Below are 16121 nucleotides of genomic sequence, written 5' to 3' on the forward strand. Positions count from 1 at the left end.
CGGGGCTATCCGACCGCCACCCGAGGTCGTCCGCTCGCTTCAACCGTGATCAACGCTTCGACGAATACCTCTTGCGCCTCAATCTTGGCGGTGCGGATATCGCGGTCGACTGTCACGCGTATATCCTCGGCACCTGCTTGGCGCACCACGCCCTCAGCCTCGTTGCGCAGCACCTCTTCAAGCAGCTGCAGAGCGGAATTCGAGTCCGAGAAATCCTGCGGCCCCTCTTCCAGATGTACCCGATAGCGGCCTTCGGCCGGGGACGTAACTGAACCGGCCCGCCGAAGGGTCAGCCGCCCGACAACCGCACCGATGGCATTTGCAACACCGGCATGCTCAGGCAGGACCATCTTGCAATGCAACTGCTCTCCGACTGCCGGGTAATAGCTGGGGGCCGAAGCCCCAAGGCCCACTACATCCACATTCAGCGCGGCATCCAATGCCAACAACCCACGGTGTTTCGCCAGCCCGCGCTGCGTTAGAACATGCCGGGCCAGATCTCTTGCAGGCTGGTCAAACCCATGGCTTTCCTCGGCAAAAGCAGTCTCTAATAAGGTCAATGAGGTTTGTTCCGTCAACTGATCGACAATGAGCTGAGCCAGCGCTTCAGGCGATACTGCCAGCCTGTCCCCTGATCCAACCCGCTTACGCGCCATCAGTTCCAGCGCCTTGAGCGCTGCCGAGCAGTCCCAATCCGCAAGCCGCCCCAGAGCATGGCTGGCATCCGAAGGGGTGACACCCGAGACCTGTACGATCCCGCGATCCACCAAACGACCCAGTGCCCCATGCTCCATCCGGGTTTGCAACAGACTGCTGAGCGGCACAACACGATCCTCCAACCGGTCCAGTAACACTGATTCACGCGGCCCGACCCCATCGGCGGGGATACCCGGCACACGACGGGCAAACCTCGTGTCATGTTCACCTACAGTCGTCGCCCGCAATTGCTCATCCAATGCCGCATGTACCACATCCGGGGCCTCAGCTGCGATCAGCGACACCGGCAGCACCCGACGCGGCCCAAGGAAGACACCGCCGCCTAGGCCTTCGGTCACCACATGCACCTGACTGTCACCGCCCAAACCATGAGTCCGCATCGCAACCGCTTCAACCATGGTCCTGAAACCGCCAACCTGCGCGCCTGCGGGGTCGATGGCAGGTTTGCCATCTCTGATCAGCGCGACGTCGGTCGTGGTCCCGCCGATATCGGACACCAGCGCGTTCTCAACATCGGTCAGCCAGCGCGCGCCAACGATAGAGGCCGCAGGGCCACTTAGGATCGTTTCAATCGGACGCTCCCGCGCCTGCTCGGCGCTCATCAAAGCGCCATCCCCGCGCACAACCATCATTGGGGCGGTGATGCCCTGCGCGCGCAACTGATCCTGCGCGCGCCCGATCAAGCGGTCGATCATCCCGATCAATCGTGCATTCAGCACGGCGGTCACCGCACGCTTTGGCCCATTCAGCTTGGCCGACAGGTGATGAGAGCACGTGACCGGCGCTCCCGTACGCTCGGAAATCACGCGCGCCACTTCCAGTTCATGCGCCGGATTCCTGGTCGCGAACTGTGCCGCAACCGCATAGCCGGAAATGCCTGAATGTGAGTCTAAAAAGGCCTCTAGCCCTGCAACATCCAATTCGGCGACCTGACCCCCGGCATGGTTGTGCCCCCCGGCCAGAACCAAAGCCGGATCGCCCTTCAACGCCTCTCTTAGACCGTGTTTCTCAAGGTCGCTTTCCCGAAACCCGACATAGATCAACGCCACGCGCCCGCCCTGGCCTTCGACCAACGCATTGGTGGCCAGCGTTGTCGATAACGATGCCATCCCAATCTGATCCGGAGACACATCAGCCGTCTCTAGCACAGCAGAAACCGCGCGGCCCACACCAATCGCTAGATCCGCTCGTGTGGTCAGCGATTTGGCCGACGCGATCACCTCGCGCTCATCCCGGATCAGCACCGCATCCGTATAGGTTCCGCCCGTATCCACCCCCAAAGCCAACGCCATCGGGTCCTCCATCTGTTCGCCAGAACCGGGTGTAGCGTTTTCCTGCGGCGCGTCCAGCCTGTTTACGACAACCGGGATGCCGCCCAGCGCGCGGCATCAGCCACGGTCGGATCCGGATCATCGGTCAGCGTCTGTGCAACCTGCAGTAACGCCGGCACCGCTGAGTTCCCAATCGCATAAAGCACGTTCCGCACGAACCGATTCCGGCCGATCCGCTTTATCGGCGAGCCCGAGAACATCGCGCGGAATGCTGTATCATCCAGCTGCGCCAGTTCCGCCAACGGAGGCGCCTTTAGCTCCTCCCGCGCCGCATAGCGAAGGTCACTGGCCGCGACCGCAAACTTGTTCCACGGGCAGGCCGCAAGACAATCATCGCAGCCATAGATTCGGTTGCCCAACAGCGCGCGCAACTCTTCCTCCACCGGCCCCTTATGCTCGATGGTCAGATACGAAATACAGCGCCGCGCATCCAACTGATACGGTGCCGGAAACGCGTCGGTCGGACAGGCCGTCAAACACGCGCGGCATGAGCCACAATGGTCGACCTCAGCGCCATCCACAGGCAAATCCAAAGTTGTGAAAACAGACCCTAAAAAGGCCCAATTTCCCCAATCTTGACTGACAAGATTGGTATGCTTGCCCTGCCACCCCAGCCCAGCGGCCTGCCCCAGCGCCTTCTCTGGCACCGGAGCAGTATCGACAAACACCTTCACTTCACCCCCACCCTCGGCAATCAGCCAGCGCGCCAATCGTTTGAGGCGCTTCTTAACCAGATCGTGATAATCCTTGTTCTGCGCATAAACCGAAATGGCGCCCAAGTTGGAATGCGCCAGCACCGCAGTCGGGTCATGCTCGGGCGTATAGCTCTCCGCAAGCATGATCACCGACCGCGCGTCAGGCCACAGCACAGACGGATCACCGCGCCAATGAGCCCGCTCAGCCATCCAGCCCATCTGGCCATGATATCCGGCTTGTAGAAAGGCATCCAACCGTTCGGGAACAAGGGGCACATCCCAAGGGTGACAAACCCGACAGGCGACAAACCCCTCAGACAAGGCTTGCTCCACCAACCGCTGTTTCAACTCCGATCCGCTCTTCATCTGGCCAAAAATACCTTCGGGGGTGAATTGGCCCAATGGCCAAGAGGGGACGGACAGCCCCCTACCCCTCAATCTATCAGAAATCCAGATCCGCGTAATGTGGCGGTGGCCGGAATCCCGGAACCTGATCCGCCAGAATCGAGCGGAACGCCGGGCGGGATTTGATCTTGGCGTACCAGTCCTTCACGGCAGAGCTTCGGTTCCAATCTACGTCCGAAATGTAATCCAGCGCCGACAGATGCGCCGCCGCGGCGAAATCGGCCAATGTCATCTGATCTCCGGCCAGCCAGCGACGGTGATCCAGCAGCCAGGCCATATAATCCAGATGATACTTGATCGCGCGCGCGCCTTCCTTGACGTTCTTGCTGTCCGGATAGCCTTGCCCCGTTACTTTCTTGTTCACCCGCTCATAGAGTAGCTTTGAGGTCACCTCGTGGTGAAACTTGTCATCAAACCAGCCTACCAAACGCCGCACCTCATAACGTGCTTCGGCTTTTTTAGGCATCAAGGGTGGCTCGGGTCGGGTCTCTTCGATATATTCGCAGATCGCGGCGCTCTCGGCCATGATCTGACCATCCAGTCGCAGCACAGGAACCTTACCCGCCGGGTTGCGGCGCAAAAAATCCGGGTCCTGTTCCCAGTATCGTTCTTCGACCAGCTCAACCTCGATCTTCTTTTCGGCCAAAGACAGGCGAACCTTGCGGCAATAGGGCGAGAGGGGAACGTGAAACAGACGCGCCATGAACTTCCATTCGAACCAGTAGAGTACCCTTCAAGCTTTAGCCGCTGAGGGGTCTGGGTTTCAATCCTCGAAACACGCGGCGCGTCCATCTGCGCGGATGGTGGCCGCTCCATCCAGAATTGACGCGGCACGCCTGCGGGTCCGCACCGATGGATCCGTAACCGACCGGTTGCGCGGGGATGGCAGAATCGCCGCCACACGCGCCGCTTGTGTCGGAGACATTTTTGCCGCACTCACCCCATAATACTTCTGCGCCGCGGCCTCGACGCCAAAGATCCCTTGTCCGGTTTCCGCGACGTTCAGATACACTTCGAGAATGCGCTGCTTGCTCCAGACGATTTCAACAACCGGAGTCATCGAGGTTTCAAGCGCCTTGCGGACCCAGCTGCGCCCCTGCCAAAGAAATACATTCTTGACCACCTGCTGCGTGATGGTCGATGCACCCCGGCTGCCGCCATCTTCCAGCGCATCGCGGATCGCTTCGACATCAAAGCCCCAATGCAGGCAGAAGTTGGCATCCTCGGCTGCTACGACCGACCGCGCCATGATCGGGGCAATCTCTTCGATCGGCACCCACTCGCGATCAACCTTCCCAAGCCGACGCCACTCGGACCAGATCGTATGCGTGACCGGCGGGTTCACGACTGAATAGATCAGAACCAAAGACACAAAAGCCACGACCATCGCCAGAACAACAACAAGGGCCCAGCGCCGTATCCGAGCGATGGGGCCTGTTGTTTTGTTTGATCTGGACGCCCTCTTTTTCTTACCGCGCGGTTTGCGGACTGCTTTTTTTGCCATGCCTTGCTATACGCCGCGAAGGGCGTATTTGAAACGGATTATTTCGACAACATCTGTCCGTCGCGCGGTCGCACAACCGGGCGTGCAGTTCTGACTGAGGCTGCTCCGCGCGCCGCCAACTCCGGGAACAAGGCCAATACTTCTGCTTGCGTCCGACGCTCGGCCTGGGTCAGTGCATGTCCCGGGTAGTAGCTTTCACTTTTGGCGCCATTGGCGAACACGATCTCATGTCGCCGGAACAGAATGTGGATATAATCCACCTCGCCCCCTTCGACACGCGTGACTGTTGTTCCGTTCACAAGACAATGGGCAGCGATCAGAACTTCTTCATGGCCAAACAGGTAGGGTGCACGCCAATCATCGATCAGCATCCTGTGCTGCGGCGAAACAAGCAGAGGGCGCGTGAGCCCGAACATCCCTGTCTCGAAGCGAATTGGGGCCAGTTTACCCTCGGCTGCCACCTTGGTACGACCAATCCAGAGCACAGGTTTAGCGCCGCTATCCGCGGTCGTAACCAGATCTCCAAGTTTCAGGTCCTCGACCGGCCGGGGCCCATCGGGGGTTTCAATCAATGTGCCGGGCGTAAAGCAGGGCGGACCGAGATCACCGTTTGCGATATCGACCGAACCAAACGAAGCCCCATCATCGCTAAAATCGGTGACTGAAGAAGAAACAAACGTGCCTTGCTGCAGAACCGATCCGTCTGTTGGGGTAAAAACCTCGCGCCCGTCAGCAAGGTAGAAGGTAACGCCGGTATATGTAACCTGCGCACCACCCGGCAACTCGATCGTCACCATATCATTGAAGTAAGACGCAGTGATATCAGATCCGTCAACCGAGTCTCCATTCAGCCGGTTGATCAGATCATCGTCATTCTGATCGATGATATCAAAGAACTCGACGTTCAGCGTGGATCCAACAACGGTTCCGTTCGCACCCGGATTGGCCGGGTCGAGCACAAAAAACTGGTCTGTATACGTCGTGGGCACACCGATATTCCACTTCACTCACATCATTGGGATAGCAGCATGCCTGCATTTCCCGAATAAACTATGACTAAAGCTAGGCGTTATGCACGGCATTACACAAGAATTGGAAACAATATGGCCAGACAAAAGAATACCCGGCGTGTTGGGAACGACACGCCGGGCCAAAGATTTAGATCTCTCAAGACTTATTCTGCAGGAACCGCCGCCACTTCGGTGGTCAGAGGATGACTGAGCTTGTTCAACATCTCTTTTGGGCAAACCTGCAGGAAGTTGGTCTTTTCCACATCCCAATGCTGTAAGATATCAATGGCTTTGCGGCTGTTGGTCTCCGCGACATGGCGCTCGATCATTGCTTTCAGCTGATCTTCCCATTGGTCCACTGTCACCGGACAGGTGACAAGCGTCTCCATATTCATCAGCGCCTCAGCTTTGCCTTCGGGGTCGTACAGATAAGCCATACCACCCGTCATCCCCGCACCAAAGTTGGCACCGATATCGCCGAGAATAACCGCAACGCCGCCGGTCATGTATTCACATCCGTTCGAGCCGCAGCCTTCGATCACCACTCTGGCACCTGAATTTCGCACCGCGAACCGCTCACCTGCGCGGCCTGCCGCAAATAGGTGGCCATCGGTGGCACCGTATAGGACGGTGTTGCCAATGATGGTGTTATATTCCGCCTTGAGCGGGCTCACCTGCGGCGGACGTACGACGATCATGCCGCCCGAAAGCCCCTTGCCGACATAGTCGTTGGCATCACCCGAGACCTCCAGCTTGAGACCCGGAGCGGCAAAAGCCCCCAGTGACTGGCCCGCCGAACCCTGCAGCTTCACATGCAAGTGATCGTCCTGGAACGTGTTCCGCATGCCGAAATTCTGGACGATGTGGCTTGAGACACGTGTACCCACGGTCCGATGCGTGTTCTGCACCGCGTAAGATAGTTGCATCTTCTCACCGTCTTTCAGGAAGCGCGCCGCATCGCGCACAATCTCGGCATCCAGCGTATCCGGCACTGCATTACGATCCTTGTCGCGGTTGTAGACGATATCATGTGCGCCATCGACGGTGATCAACAGCGGGTTGAGGTCCAGATCATCCAGATGCGCCGATCCGCGGCTGACCTGTGCTAGCAGATCAGCACGACCGATGATTTCGTCAATCGAGCGTGCGCCGAGGCTAGCCAGCAGTTCTCGCACTTCCTGTGCGTAGAAGGTGATCAGGTTCACCACCTTGTCCGCGTTACCAGTAAACTTGGCACGCAACGATTCGTCCTGCGTACACACGCCCACCGGACAGGTGTTCGACTGGCACTGACGCACCATGATACAGCCCATTGCGATCAGGGCGGCGGTACCGATGCCGTATTCCTCAGCGCCCATCATCGCGGCCATGACGATGTCGCGACCAGTGCGCAGGCCACCATCGGTCCGTAGAGTAACGCGGTCGCGAAGGTTGTTCATCGCCAGAACCTGATGCGCCTCGGTCAGGCCCATCTCCCACGGCAGTCCAGCGTATTTGATACTGGTTGCGGGCGACGCGCCCGTTCCGCCATTGTGACCCGAAATCAGGATAATATCCGCTTTCGCCTTGGCCACACCGGCGGCAATCGTTCCAACGCCCGAAGACGCCACCAGCTTTACCGTCACCTTACAGCGCGGGTTGATCTGTTTCAGGTCGTAGATCAACTGCGCCAAATCCTCGATCGAGTAGATGTCGTGGTGCGGCGGCGGTGAGATCAAGGTCACGCCCTTGGTAGAATGCCGCAGACGCGCGATCAGGTCTGTGACTTTCATACCCGGCAGCTGACCGCCCTCACCCGGTTTCGCGCCTTGGGCGACCTTGATCTCAAGCTCTTCGCACTGGTTCAGGTATTCGGCGGTCACGCCGAACCGGCCCGAGGCCACCTGTTTGATCTTGGCCGACGGGTTGTCACCGTTGGGCTCGGGCACAAAATGCGCAGGGTCTTCACCACCTTCGCCGGAATCCGACTTCGCGCCAATCCGGTTCATCGCCACGTTCAGTGTCTTGTGCGCCTCGGGGCTGAGGGCACCCAGCGACATGCCTGGAGTGACAAAGCGTTTGCGGATTGAAGTGATCGATTCGACCTCTTCGATCGGCACCGGCTTGCCCAGCGGCTTGAAATCCATCAGATCGCGCAAGTGAATCGGAGGATTGGACTGCATCTTGGCCGAATACTGTTTCCACAGCTCATATGAGGCGCGGTTACAGGCCATTTGCATCATGTGCATTGAGGTTGCTTCCCACGCGTGGGTCTCACCCGATTTACGCGCTTTGTAGAAACCTCCGATGGGCAGAACATCCAGACCGCTGTCCCACGCCTTGGCATGAATTTCTTCGACTTTGGTCTGAATGCCGGTGACACCGATGCCGGAGATACGACTGGTCATACCCGGGAAATACTCGGCCACCATCGCGCGGCTGAGACCCACGGCTTCGAAATTCAGACCACCGCGATAGGACGAGATCACCGAAATACCCATCTTGGCCATGATCTTCAGCAGACCCTGGTCGATGGCTTCGCGATAGCGCGCAACGTTTTCGGTCAGGGTGCCGTCCAGCAGACCACGGTCAATGCGATCAGCCAGTGAGTCTTCGGCCAGATAGGCGTTCACAACAGTCGCGCCACAGCCGATCAGAACCGCAAAGTAATGAGGATCAACACATTCAGCAGACCGCACGTTCAGCGAACAAAAGGTCCGCAAACCCTGACGGGTCAAATGCGAATGCACAGCACTGGTGGCCAGGATCATCGGCATCGCCACACGACCTTGCCCTGAATTCATGTCAGACAGAACCAAATGACCCGCGCCCGAGCGCACGGCTTCTTCTGCTTCGGCTCTAACACGTGCCAAGGCAGCGCTCAGAGCGCCTCGGCCGGGTTCAAAGCTACAATCGATCTCCGCAAGGGGTGAACCCAGTTGATTGACCAGGGTGTCCCATTGTGCATTGCCTACAAAGGGGCTTTCCAGAACGATGATCTCGGTCTGGCTGCTGTCTTCGTCCAGCACGTTCTTAAGGTTGCCGAACCGCGTCTTCAGCGACATCACACGGTATTCACGCAAACTGTCGATCGGAGGGTTCGTCACCTGGCTGAAGTTCTGCCGGAAAAAGTGGCTAAGCGGGCGGTATTGCTTGGACAGAACAGCCGAGGGCGTATCATCCCCCATCGAAGCCAGCGCCTCTTTGCCGTCCTCTGCCATCGGGGCAAGAATCTGTTCTAGGTCTTCTACAGAATACCCGGCCGCGATCTGACGCTTGCGCAGTTCTTCTCCGGTGAATTTCGGGTGTTCCGTAACGCCTGCAAGTGACTCGTCCAGATCGTTGATCTTGCCGACCCAGTCGCCAAACGGCAGTGCTCGGGCCAGTTTGTCCTTGATCTGCTTGTCGCGGAACAGCTTGCCCTTTTTCATATCGACAGCCAGCATCTGGCCCGGTCCCAGCGCGCCTTTTTCGGTCACGGTGGCCTCATCAATCGGCACCATACCCGCCTCGGACCCCGCGATGACCAGACCATCGCCGGTTACCACATAGCGCATCGGGCGCAGACCATTCCGATCCAAACCGGCACATACCCAGCGGCCATCCGTCATTGCCAGCGCAGCAGGGCCATCCCAAGGTTCCATCACTGAATTGCAGTAGGAATACATGTCGCGCCAGCTTTGCGGCAGCTCGATAGCTTGCTTGGACCAGCTTTCCGGAACCAGCATGGTTTTCGCCATCGGCGCCGAGCGCCCCGCACGCACCAAGACCTCGAATACCGAGTCTAATGCGGCGGAATCCGACGATCCGCCCGCTATGATCGGTTTGATATCCTCGGCATAGACGCCAAAGCTATCCGAGGTCATGCGGATCTCGTGGCTTTTCATCCAGTTGATGTTGCCTTTCAGCGTGTTGATCTCACCGTTGTGGGCCAACATACGGAAGGGCTGGGCCAGCCACCATTGCGGGAACGTGTTGGTCGAATAGCGCTGGTGGTAAATCGCAAAAGCGGACTCGAACCGCTCATCCATCAGGTCGGGGTAGAAAACAGCGACCTGCTCGGCCAGCATCATGCCTTTATAGATGATCGACCGGCAAGACAGCGACGCCAGATACAGCCCCGAGATTCCTGCGGCCAGCGCCGCTTTTTCAATACGGCGACGAATGACATAGAGCTCACGCTCGAATGTCTCTTCATCCACGCCTTTGGAGTTCGAGATCAGGATTTGCTCAATCTCGGGCCGGGTCGCGTTGGCCTTTTCGCCCAGACAGGTCACATCAACCGGCACATGTCGCCAGCCATAAATATAGTAACCCATGCGCAGAACTTCGGTTTCCACTATAGTCCGGCATTGTTCCTGCGCGCCAAAATCCGTGCGGGGCAGGAAAACCTGACCGACAGCAACCAGTTCATCCAAGTTTGGTTCATGACCCGTGCGACGAATCTGATCATAGAAGAATGGGACCGGGATCTGCACATGGATACCTGCGCCATCCCCGGTTTTACCGTCCGCATCCACCGCGCCGCGATGCCAGATTGCCTTTAGCGCATCGATCCCGGCATCCACCACCTTGCGTGACGGCTTACCATCGACGGACACAACAAGGCCCACACCGCACGAGGAATGCTCTTCTTCCTCTGAATAGAGACCGTTTTCTGCCATCCATTTGCGCTTGGCTTCCTCGGCCCGCACCCAATCGGCATCATATTTGGTCATTGGCTGTCTCCTTTTTCCCAAGGGGGCACACAGGCTTTGGTTCATCTGTCGGCGTTCGCTTTCGAACGCATACCCGCTGGGATTTTTCGAATTGCTTTTGCGTTTTGTTTCACTCGGCTGCGATGGCGGATTTGGCGTTAAAACGCTCAATTATGGCATCTGCGCAATCGCGCCCGTCACGGATCGCCCAGACCACCAGCGAAGCACCGCGCACGATGTCGCCGATGGCATAAACGCCCTCCATCTCGGTTGCACCGGTCTGGAACGCAGCTTTGATTGTACCCCAGCGGGTCACGGGTAGATCGGGTTGACCAAACAGCGTGGGCAGGTCTTCGGGTTCGAATCCAAGCGCCTTGATCACCAGATCGGCCTCTTCGACATAGTCTGCGCCCTCAATCACTTCGGGAGCCTGACGGCCCGAGGCATCGGGCTGGCCCAGACGCATCTTCTGCACCATGACACCGTTTACTTGCTCATCGCCGGTAAAGCCTTTGGGTGCGCTAAGCCATTCGAAGATCACGCCTTCTTCCTCGGCATTCTGGGTCTCGCGCTGCGAGCCCGGCATATTGGCGCGGTCGCGGCGATAGAGGCATTTGACCGACGTCGCACCCTGACGAATCGACGTGCGCACGCAATCCATCGCGGTATCACCCCCGCCGATGACGACCACTTTCTTACCTTCCGCGTTCAAGCGGCCATTGTCGAAGTCATCAACCGCATCGCCAAAACTTTTGCGATTCGAGGCTGTCAGAAAATCGATCGCCTTTTCAATCCCACCCAGACCGCTGCCGGGCATGGACAGATCACGGGATTTGTAGACGCCCGTTGCAATAATTACCGCATCATGTTTCGCGTGGATTTCCGCGAATTTCGCGGCGTCCACATCGCAGTTCAGCTCAAATGCAACACCACCGTCTGCCAGCAGGTCATTTCGGCGTTGGACGATATCCTTTTCCAGCTTGAAACCGGGAATGCCGTACATCAGCAGCCCCCCCGCACGGTCATAACGATCATAGACCGTGACCTGAATACCCGCCCGGCGCAGCATATCCGCCGCTGCCAATCCACCGGGTCCACCGCCAATGATACCCACGCTTTCGTCGCGCTCGGCACGGGGCTGAACGGGTTTAACCCAGCCTTTATCCCAGGCTGTATCGGTAATGTATTTCTCGATCGAGCCGATGGTGACCGTACCGTGGCCCGATTGCTCGATCACGCAATTGCCTTCGCACAGACGGTCCTGCGGGCAGATGCGGCCGCAGATTTCAGGGAAAGTGTTGGTAGCCTGGCTTGTTTGATACGCCTCTTCCAACCGCCCGGTTGCCGTCAGGTTCAGCCAATCAGGGATATTGTTGTGCAGCGGACAATGGGACTGGCAATAGGGCACTCCGCACTGGCTGCATCGGCTGGCCTGTTCGGCCGCCTTCTCCGCGGCGTACTCGGCATAGATTTCATCGAAGTCCTCTTTGCGGTCACTGGCGGCACGCTTTTCAGGCATGACACGATCGATCTGCACAAATTTCAGCATCGGTTGCTTGGCCACGGGTCAGACTCCATGAATTGGCTTGGTCAGGGTTCTTTAAGTGAAGTCATTCTGGATGAAAAGTCAACTGTACTGACCTATATTGAGAAAACTGCATCGCTCGATGTTTTTTCAGAGAAATTTGTCGTGTTTTTAGTTCCGATTCGGACCTATCTGGACACTTCACTTTCCCGTTGCCCGCTTATACCCATTGTTCTCAACAAAACGAGCACGGTACCGGCAGAGCAGATGAGCCTTTTTCACTTGATTCTTGTGGCGATCATTCAGGGCGTCACCGAATTCTTGCCTATATCTTCATCCGGGCACCTGATCCTGCTGCCCCGCCTGACCGGCGCGGATGATCAAGGCCTGGCAATCGATGTCGCCGTCCATGTAGGAACACTTGGCGCGGTTATTCTTTATTTCTGGTCAGATGTGAAACAAGCCCTAGCCGGGATACCCCAAATTATCCGAGGACGAATTGAGACGCCTCAGGCGCGGTTGGCACTGGGCTTGGTCATCGCCACGATTCCGACAGTCATTGCGGGCGGGATCGTGTACCTGACGGGGCTTGAGCAGGCTCTGCGTTCAGTCGCCGTCATCGGATGGGCGATGCTTGGCTTCGGGTTAGTGCTGTATTGGATGGATCAAAAGGGGGTACAAACCAAACGTAGTTCGGACTGGGGCTTAAAGGACGCAATGATCATGGGGCTGTGGCAGATGTTGGCCTTAATCCCGGGGACTTCACGCTCGGGGATTACGATCACAGGCGCTCGTCAGCTTGGCTATACACGCGAAGATGGTGCGCGGATTGCCATGCTGATGTCGATCCCAACGATTGTCGCTTCGGGCGTCCTGCTTTCGGTCGACGTCGTCCGTGAGGCGGACACACAGCTGGCCAAGGACGGCGCGATTGCCGCAGCCTTCGCCTTTGTTTCGGCTCTGCTCGCGCTTAACCTGATGATGCGGCTTCTGCGCAGCGTCAGTTTCACACCCTATGTGATCTACCGGGTCATCCTCGGAGCAATCCTGCTGGTGATTGCCTATAGCTGATCAGATGCGCAGGTTCTTGGCCGAGTTCTGAATATCGTCATACTGACCCGCGGGGCGGAATTTCCACAGATATTCTGGCAGAACCGATTCCAACGTCGCGGGCTCGATCCCGAGGTCCGAAAAACCTTTAGCGTCATCCGCCGCCACATTATCGCGCCGCAAATTTTTAAGCTGGTCACGGGTCAGGATATTGTTCGGAAACAACTGAAAACTGACGAACTTCGCGATATCCAACACACCCGCCATGATTTTCGCCGCCCAGAAAGGCATCCCGATGATGATCCGGCGGCGATGAATTACGTCGAGCATCTGCTGCATCAAGGCGCGGAAACTCTTTACCTCTGGCCCGCCCAGTTCATAAACACCGGCAGACGCTTTGCCCAGAACGCCTTGAACTGCCGCTTGCGCAACATCATCGACATAGACAGGTTGAAATTTCGTTTCCGCCCCAACAAGCGGCAGGAACGGGCTCATCCGTGTCATTCCTGCGAAGCGATTGAAAAACTGGTCTTCGGTGCCGAAAATGACTGATGGGCGCAGAATGACGGCACCCGGCATGTGTTGCAAAACGCCCGCCTCGCCCTGCGCTTTGGTGCGCGCATATTCGCTGTCGGATTCGGGATCCGCACCAATGGCCGAGATATGGACCATGCGGTCAATACCCTGAGCGGCCGCCAGCCGGGCGATCCGTTCGGCACCTTCGGCCTGCACTGCGTCGAACGCATTCTTGCCCAGCTCATTCAATACGCCGACGCAATTCACCACGGCGTCCACACCATGCATCGCTGCAGCGACCGAGGCGTCATCACGGATATTGCACAAGATAGGCTCGACCTGACCAACCGCGCCATAGGGTCTGACGAACATCGCTTCATTGGGCCGCCGCACAGCGACGCGGACACGCCAGCCTTCGGCAGCCATACGCCGCGCGATATATCGGCCGACAAAGCCCGATCCACCGTAAATCGTGACGAGTTTCGACATGATGGCGCTCCTGCTGTCTTGGTCTGAATTGATCTAGCGCCCACGAGCCCGTCGAACAAGGCGCAATAACGCCGCGCTTCTCTGAAAATCCGTCGCGTTAACCAGAAGTTGGGGCACGCATCAAAAAACTTTCAAAAACACCCCCGAATCTGGTTGACGCCCACTGCCAGTCAGCTTAAACGCCCCTCCACGACACCTGCCCAGGTGGCGGAATTGGTAGACGCGCTAGCTTCAGGTGCTAGTGTCCGTATGGACGTGGAGGTTCGAGTCCTCTCCTGGGCACCAAAATCTCCATAAAATTTGAACCCCTGGCATTTCCGGTCACTTGACTGATGTACAATCAGACTGGTTTGGCCTGTCTGAGTCAATTTCTCTGTTTGACCCCGAAAATTGACCCGCAGGTACCGGAATTAACAATCTCTGTTGCACTACCTTTTGCCAGTCGAAGAAGGACATGGTGCAAGGCTATGGCAATTTCCTGCAAATCAAACTCATCTTTTTTGAAGATACCTTCCCGTCGCGCTTGTTAGTTACAAAGTCAACTATTACCACACCCATTAAATTCGATCGTATCTGTCCGGAAGGAACGTGCAAAATGAATGAGCTGACCAAGAATGAACGCATGACAGTTGCCCCATCCTTGAAAGGGCCGCACGAAGGGTACATGCCGGGCTTTGGCAACGATTACGAAACCGAAGCGCTTCCTGATGCTCTGCCCCAGGGTATGAACAGCCCGCAGAAATGCAATTACGGCCTCTATGGTGAGCAGCTTTCAGGCACTGCGTTCACGGCACCTTCGCACCAGAACGAGCGTACCTGGTGCTATCGTATCCGCCCGTCGGTAAAGCATTCACATCGCTATGAAAAAATCGATGTTCCCTATTGGAAATCAGCGCCCAATGTAGATCCTGACGTTGTCAGCTTGGGACAATACCGCTGGGATCCGGTGCCCCATACCGGTGAACAGACAACCTGGGTCACGGGCATGCGCACCATGACCACTGCCGGGGATGTGAACACTCAGGTCGGGATGGCCAGCCATATCTATATGGTGAACACTTCGATGCAGGATGATTACTTCTTCTCGGCTGACTCCGAGCTGCTGGTGGTGCCGCAAGAGGGCGTTCTGAGATTCTACACCGAATTAGGGATCATCGACCTTGAACCCAAGGAAATCGCTATCATTCCACGCGGCCTTGTCTACCGGGTCGAAGTTGTGGAAGGCCCTGCGCGCGGGTTCGTGTGCGAAAACTACGGCCAGAAATTCGAACTGCCTGGCCGCGGCCCGATCGGCGCCAACTGCATGGCCAACCCGCGTGATTTCAAAGCACCGGTCGCGGCGTTTGAGGACCGCGAAGTGCCCTCAAACGTGACCGTCAAATGGTGCGGTCAGTTTCACCAGACCAAAATCGGTCACAGCCCGCTGGACGTGGTGGCGTGGCACGGCAACTATGCACCCGTCAAATACGACCTGCGTACATATTGCCCGGTCGGAGCCATCCTGTTCGATCATCCGGATCCGTCGATTTTCACCGTTCTAACCGCACCTTCAGGCCAGCCCGGCACCGCCAATATCGACTTTGTTCTGTTCCGCGAGCGCTGGATGGTCATGGAAGATACCTTCCGCCCGCCCTGGTACCACAAGAACATCATGTCCGAACTGATGGGCAATATTTACGGCCAATATGATGCGAAACCGCAGGGCTTTATTCCCGGCGGTATGAGCCTGCACAACATGATGCTGCCCCACGGCCCAGATCGCGAAGCCTTTGAAAAAGCATCGAATTCAAACCTAGGGCCAGACAAGCTGGAAAACACCATGTCCTTCATGTTCGAAACCCGCTTTCCGCAGCATCTCACAGCGTTCGCCGCCAATGAGGCACCACTGCAGGACGATTACATCGACTGTTGGAGCGACATCGAAAAGAAATTCGACGGCACACCCGGCAAGAAGTGACGAGGGTATAATTCCTTCGTCTCCCAAAGGGCAGAGATTTAGAACGCTTGATCTGTAACGCATTTAATCGGGTACGTTCAGAAAAGCTTGGCGACCCCGGCAGGATTCGAACCTGCAACCTGCCCCTTAGGAGGGGGCTGCTCTATCCAGTTGAGCCACGGGGCCGCGCGTCGTTTTCTCTAGCGGGGTTTTTTCAGATTGTCATGGGCTTTGCACAACAGTTGAACAATTCGCCCTGTTCACGCT

General features: G+C 57.3%; 10 protein-coding genes and 2 tRNA genes. 3 read left to right on the forward strand and 9 right to left on the reverse strand.

The features are described from left to right. Window positions 1-5: 5 nt before the first annotated feature. From ACR0A1_RS18835 to ACR0A1_RS18865, 7 genes are all read right to left on the reverse strand, one after another. Window positions 6-2009, reverse strand: a complete 2004-nt coding sequence (locus ACR0A1_RS18835; protein WP_480868790.1) for a hydantoinase/oxoprolinase family protein — start codon at window positions 2007-2009, stop codon at window positions 6-8. 62 nt (window positions 2010-2071) lie between these two features. Next, window positions 2072-3109, reverse strand: coding sequence for a tRNA epoxyqueuosine(34) reductase QueG (gene queG / locus ACR0A1_RS18840; RefSeq protein WP_480868792.1), 1038 nt, complete (start codon window positions 3107-3109; stop codon window positions 2072-2074). 76 nt (window positions 3110-3185) lie between these two features. Then, complete coding sequence (gene fzlA / locus ACR0A1_RS18845) at window positions 3186-3851, reverse strand: FtsZ-binding protein FzlA (RefSeq protein WP_170399162.1); 666 nt, start codon at window positions 3849-3851, stop codon at window positions 3186-3188. A gap of 60 nt (window positions 3852-3911) precedes the next feature. Continuing rightward, entirely contained in the window at window positions 3912-4652 is a 741-nt protein-coding gene (gene mtgA / locus ACR0A1_RS18850) for a monofunctional biosynthetic peptidoglycan transglycosylase (protein ID WP_480868794.1), read from the reverse strand. Between the two features lie 38 nt (window positions 4653-4690). Next, window positions 4691-5641: a Hint domain-containing protein gene (locus tag ACR0A1_RS18855; RefSeq protein WP_170627072.1), complete on the reverse strand. Its 951-nt coding sequence runs from the start codon at window positions 5639-5641 to the stop codon at window positions 4691-4693. A 185-nt stretch (window positions 5642-5826) separates the two neighbouring features. Continuing rightward, window positions 5827-10359 carry a glutamate synthase large subunit gene (gene gltB, locus ACR0A1_RS18860; RefSeq protein ID WP_480868796.1) on the reverse strand — a complete coding sequence of 1511 codons (4533 nt, stop codon included), beginning with the start codon at window positions 10357-10359 and terminating at the stop codon, window positions 5827-5829. Between the two features lie 109 nt (window positions 10360-10468). Continuing rightward, on the reverse strand, window positions 10469-11902 hold the full coding sequence (locus ACR0A1_RS18865; protein ID WP_170466699.1) for an NAD(P)-dependent oxidoreductase: 1434 nt from the start codon (window positions 11900-11902) through the stop codon (window positions 10469-10471). A gap of 228 nt (window positions 11903-12130) precedes the next feature. Here ACR0A1_RS18865 and ACR0A1_RS18870 point away from each other — a divergent pair, with 228 nt between their 5' ends. After that, window positions 12131-12934, forward strand: a complete 804-nt coding sequence (locus ACR0A1_RS18870; protein WP_480868798.1) for an undecaprenyl-diphosphate phosphatase — start codon at window positions 12131-12133, stop codon at window positions 12932-12934. On the opposite strand, the gene ACR0A1_RS18875 is transcribed toward ACR0A1_RS18870, so the two are convergent. Then, window positions 12935-13918 carry a complex I NDUFA9 subunit family protein gene (locus ACR0A1_RS18875; RefSeq protein WP_170598587.1) on the reverse strand — a complete coding sequence of 328 codons (984 nt, stop codon included), beginning with the start codon at window positions 13916-13918 and terminating at the stop codon, window positions 12935-12937. Window positions 13919-14116: 198 nt separating this feature from the next. On the opposite strand from ACR0A1_RS18875, the gene ACR0A1_RS18880 reads away from it, so the two are divergent. Beyond that, a tRNA-Leu gene (locus tag ACR0A1_RS18880) sits at window positions 14117-14203 on the forward strand. 310 nt (window positions 14204-14513) lie between these two features. Further along, window positions 14514-15875, forward strand: coding sequence for a homogentisate 1,2-dioxygenase (gene hmgA, locus ACR0A1_RS18885; RefSeq protein WP_480439467.1), 1362 nt, complete (start codon window positions 14514-14516; stop codon window positions 15873-15875). 88 nt (window positions 15876-15963) lie between these two features. Here hmgA and ACR0A1_RS18890 read toward each other — a convergent pair. Beyond that, window positions 15964-16040, reverse strand: a tRNA-Arg gene (locus ACR0A1_RS18890). Window positions 16041-16121: the final 81 nt, after the last annotated feature.

Source organism: Ruegeria sp. D6 (genome assembly GCF_056534365.1).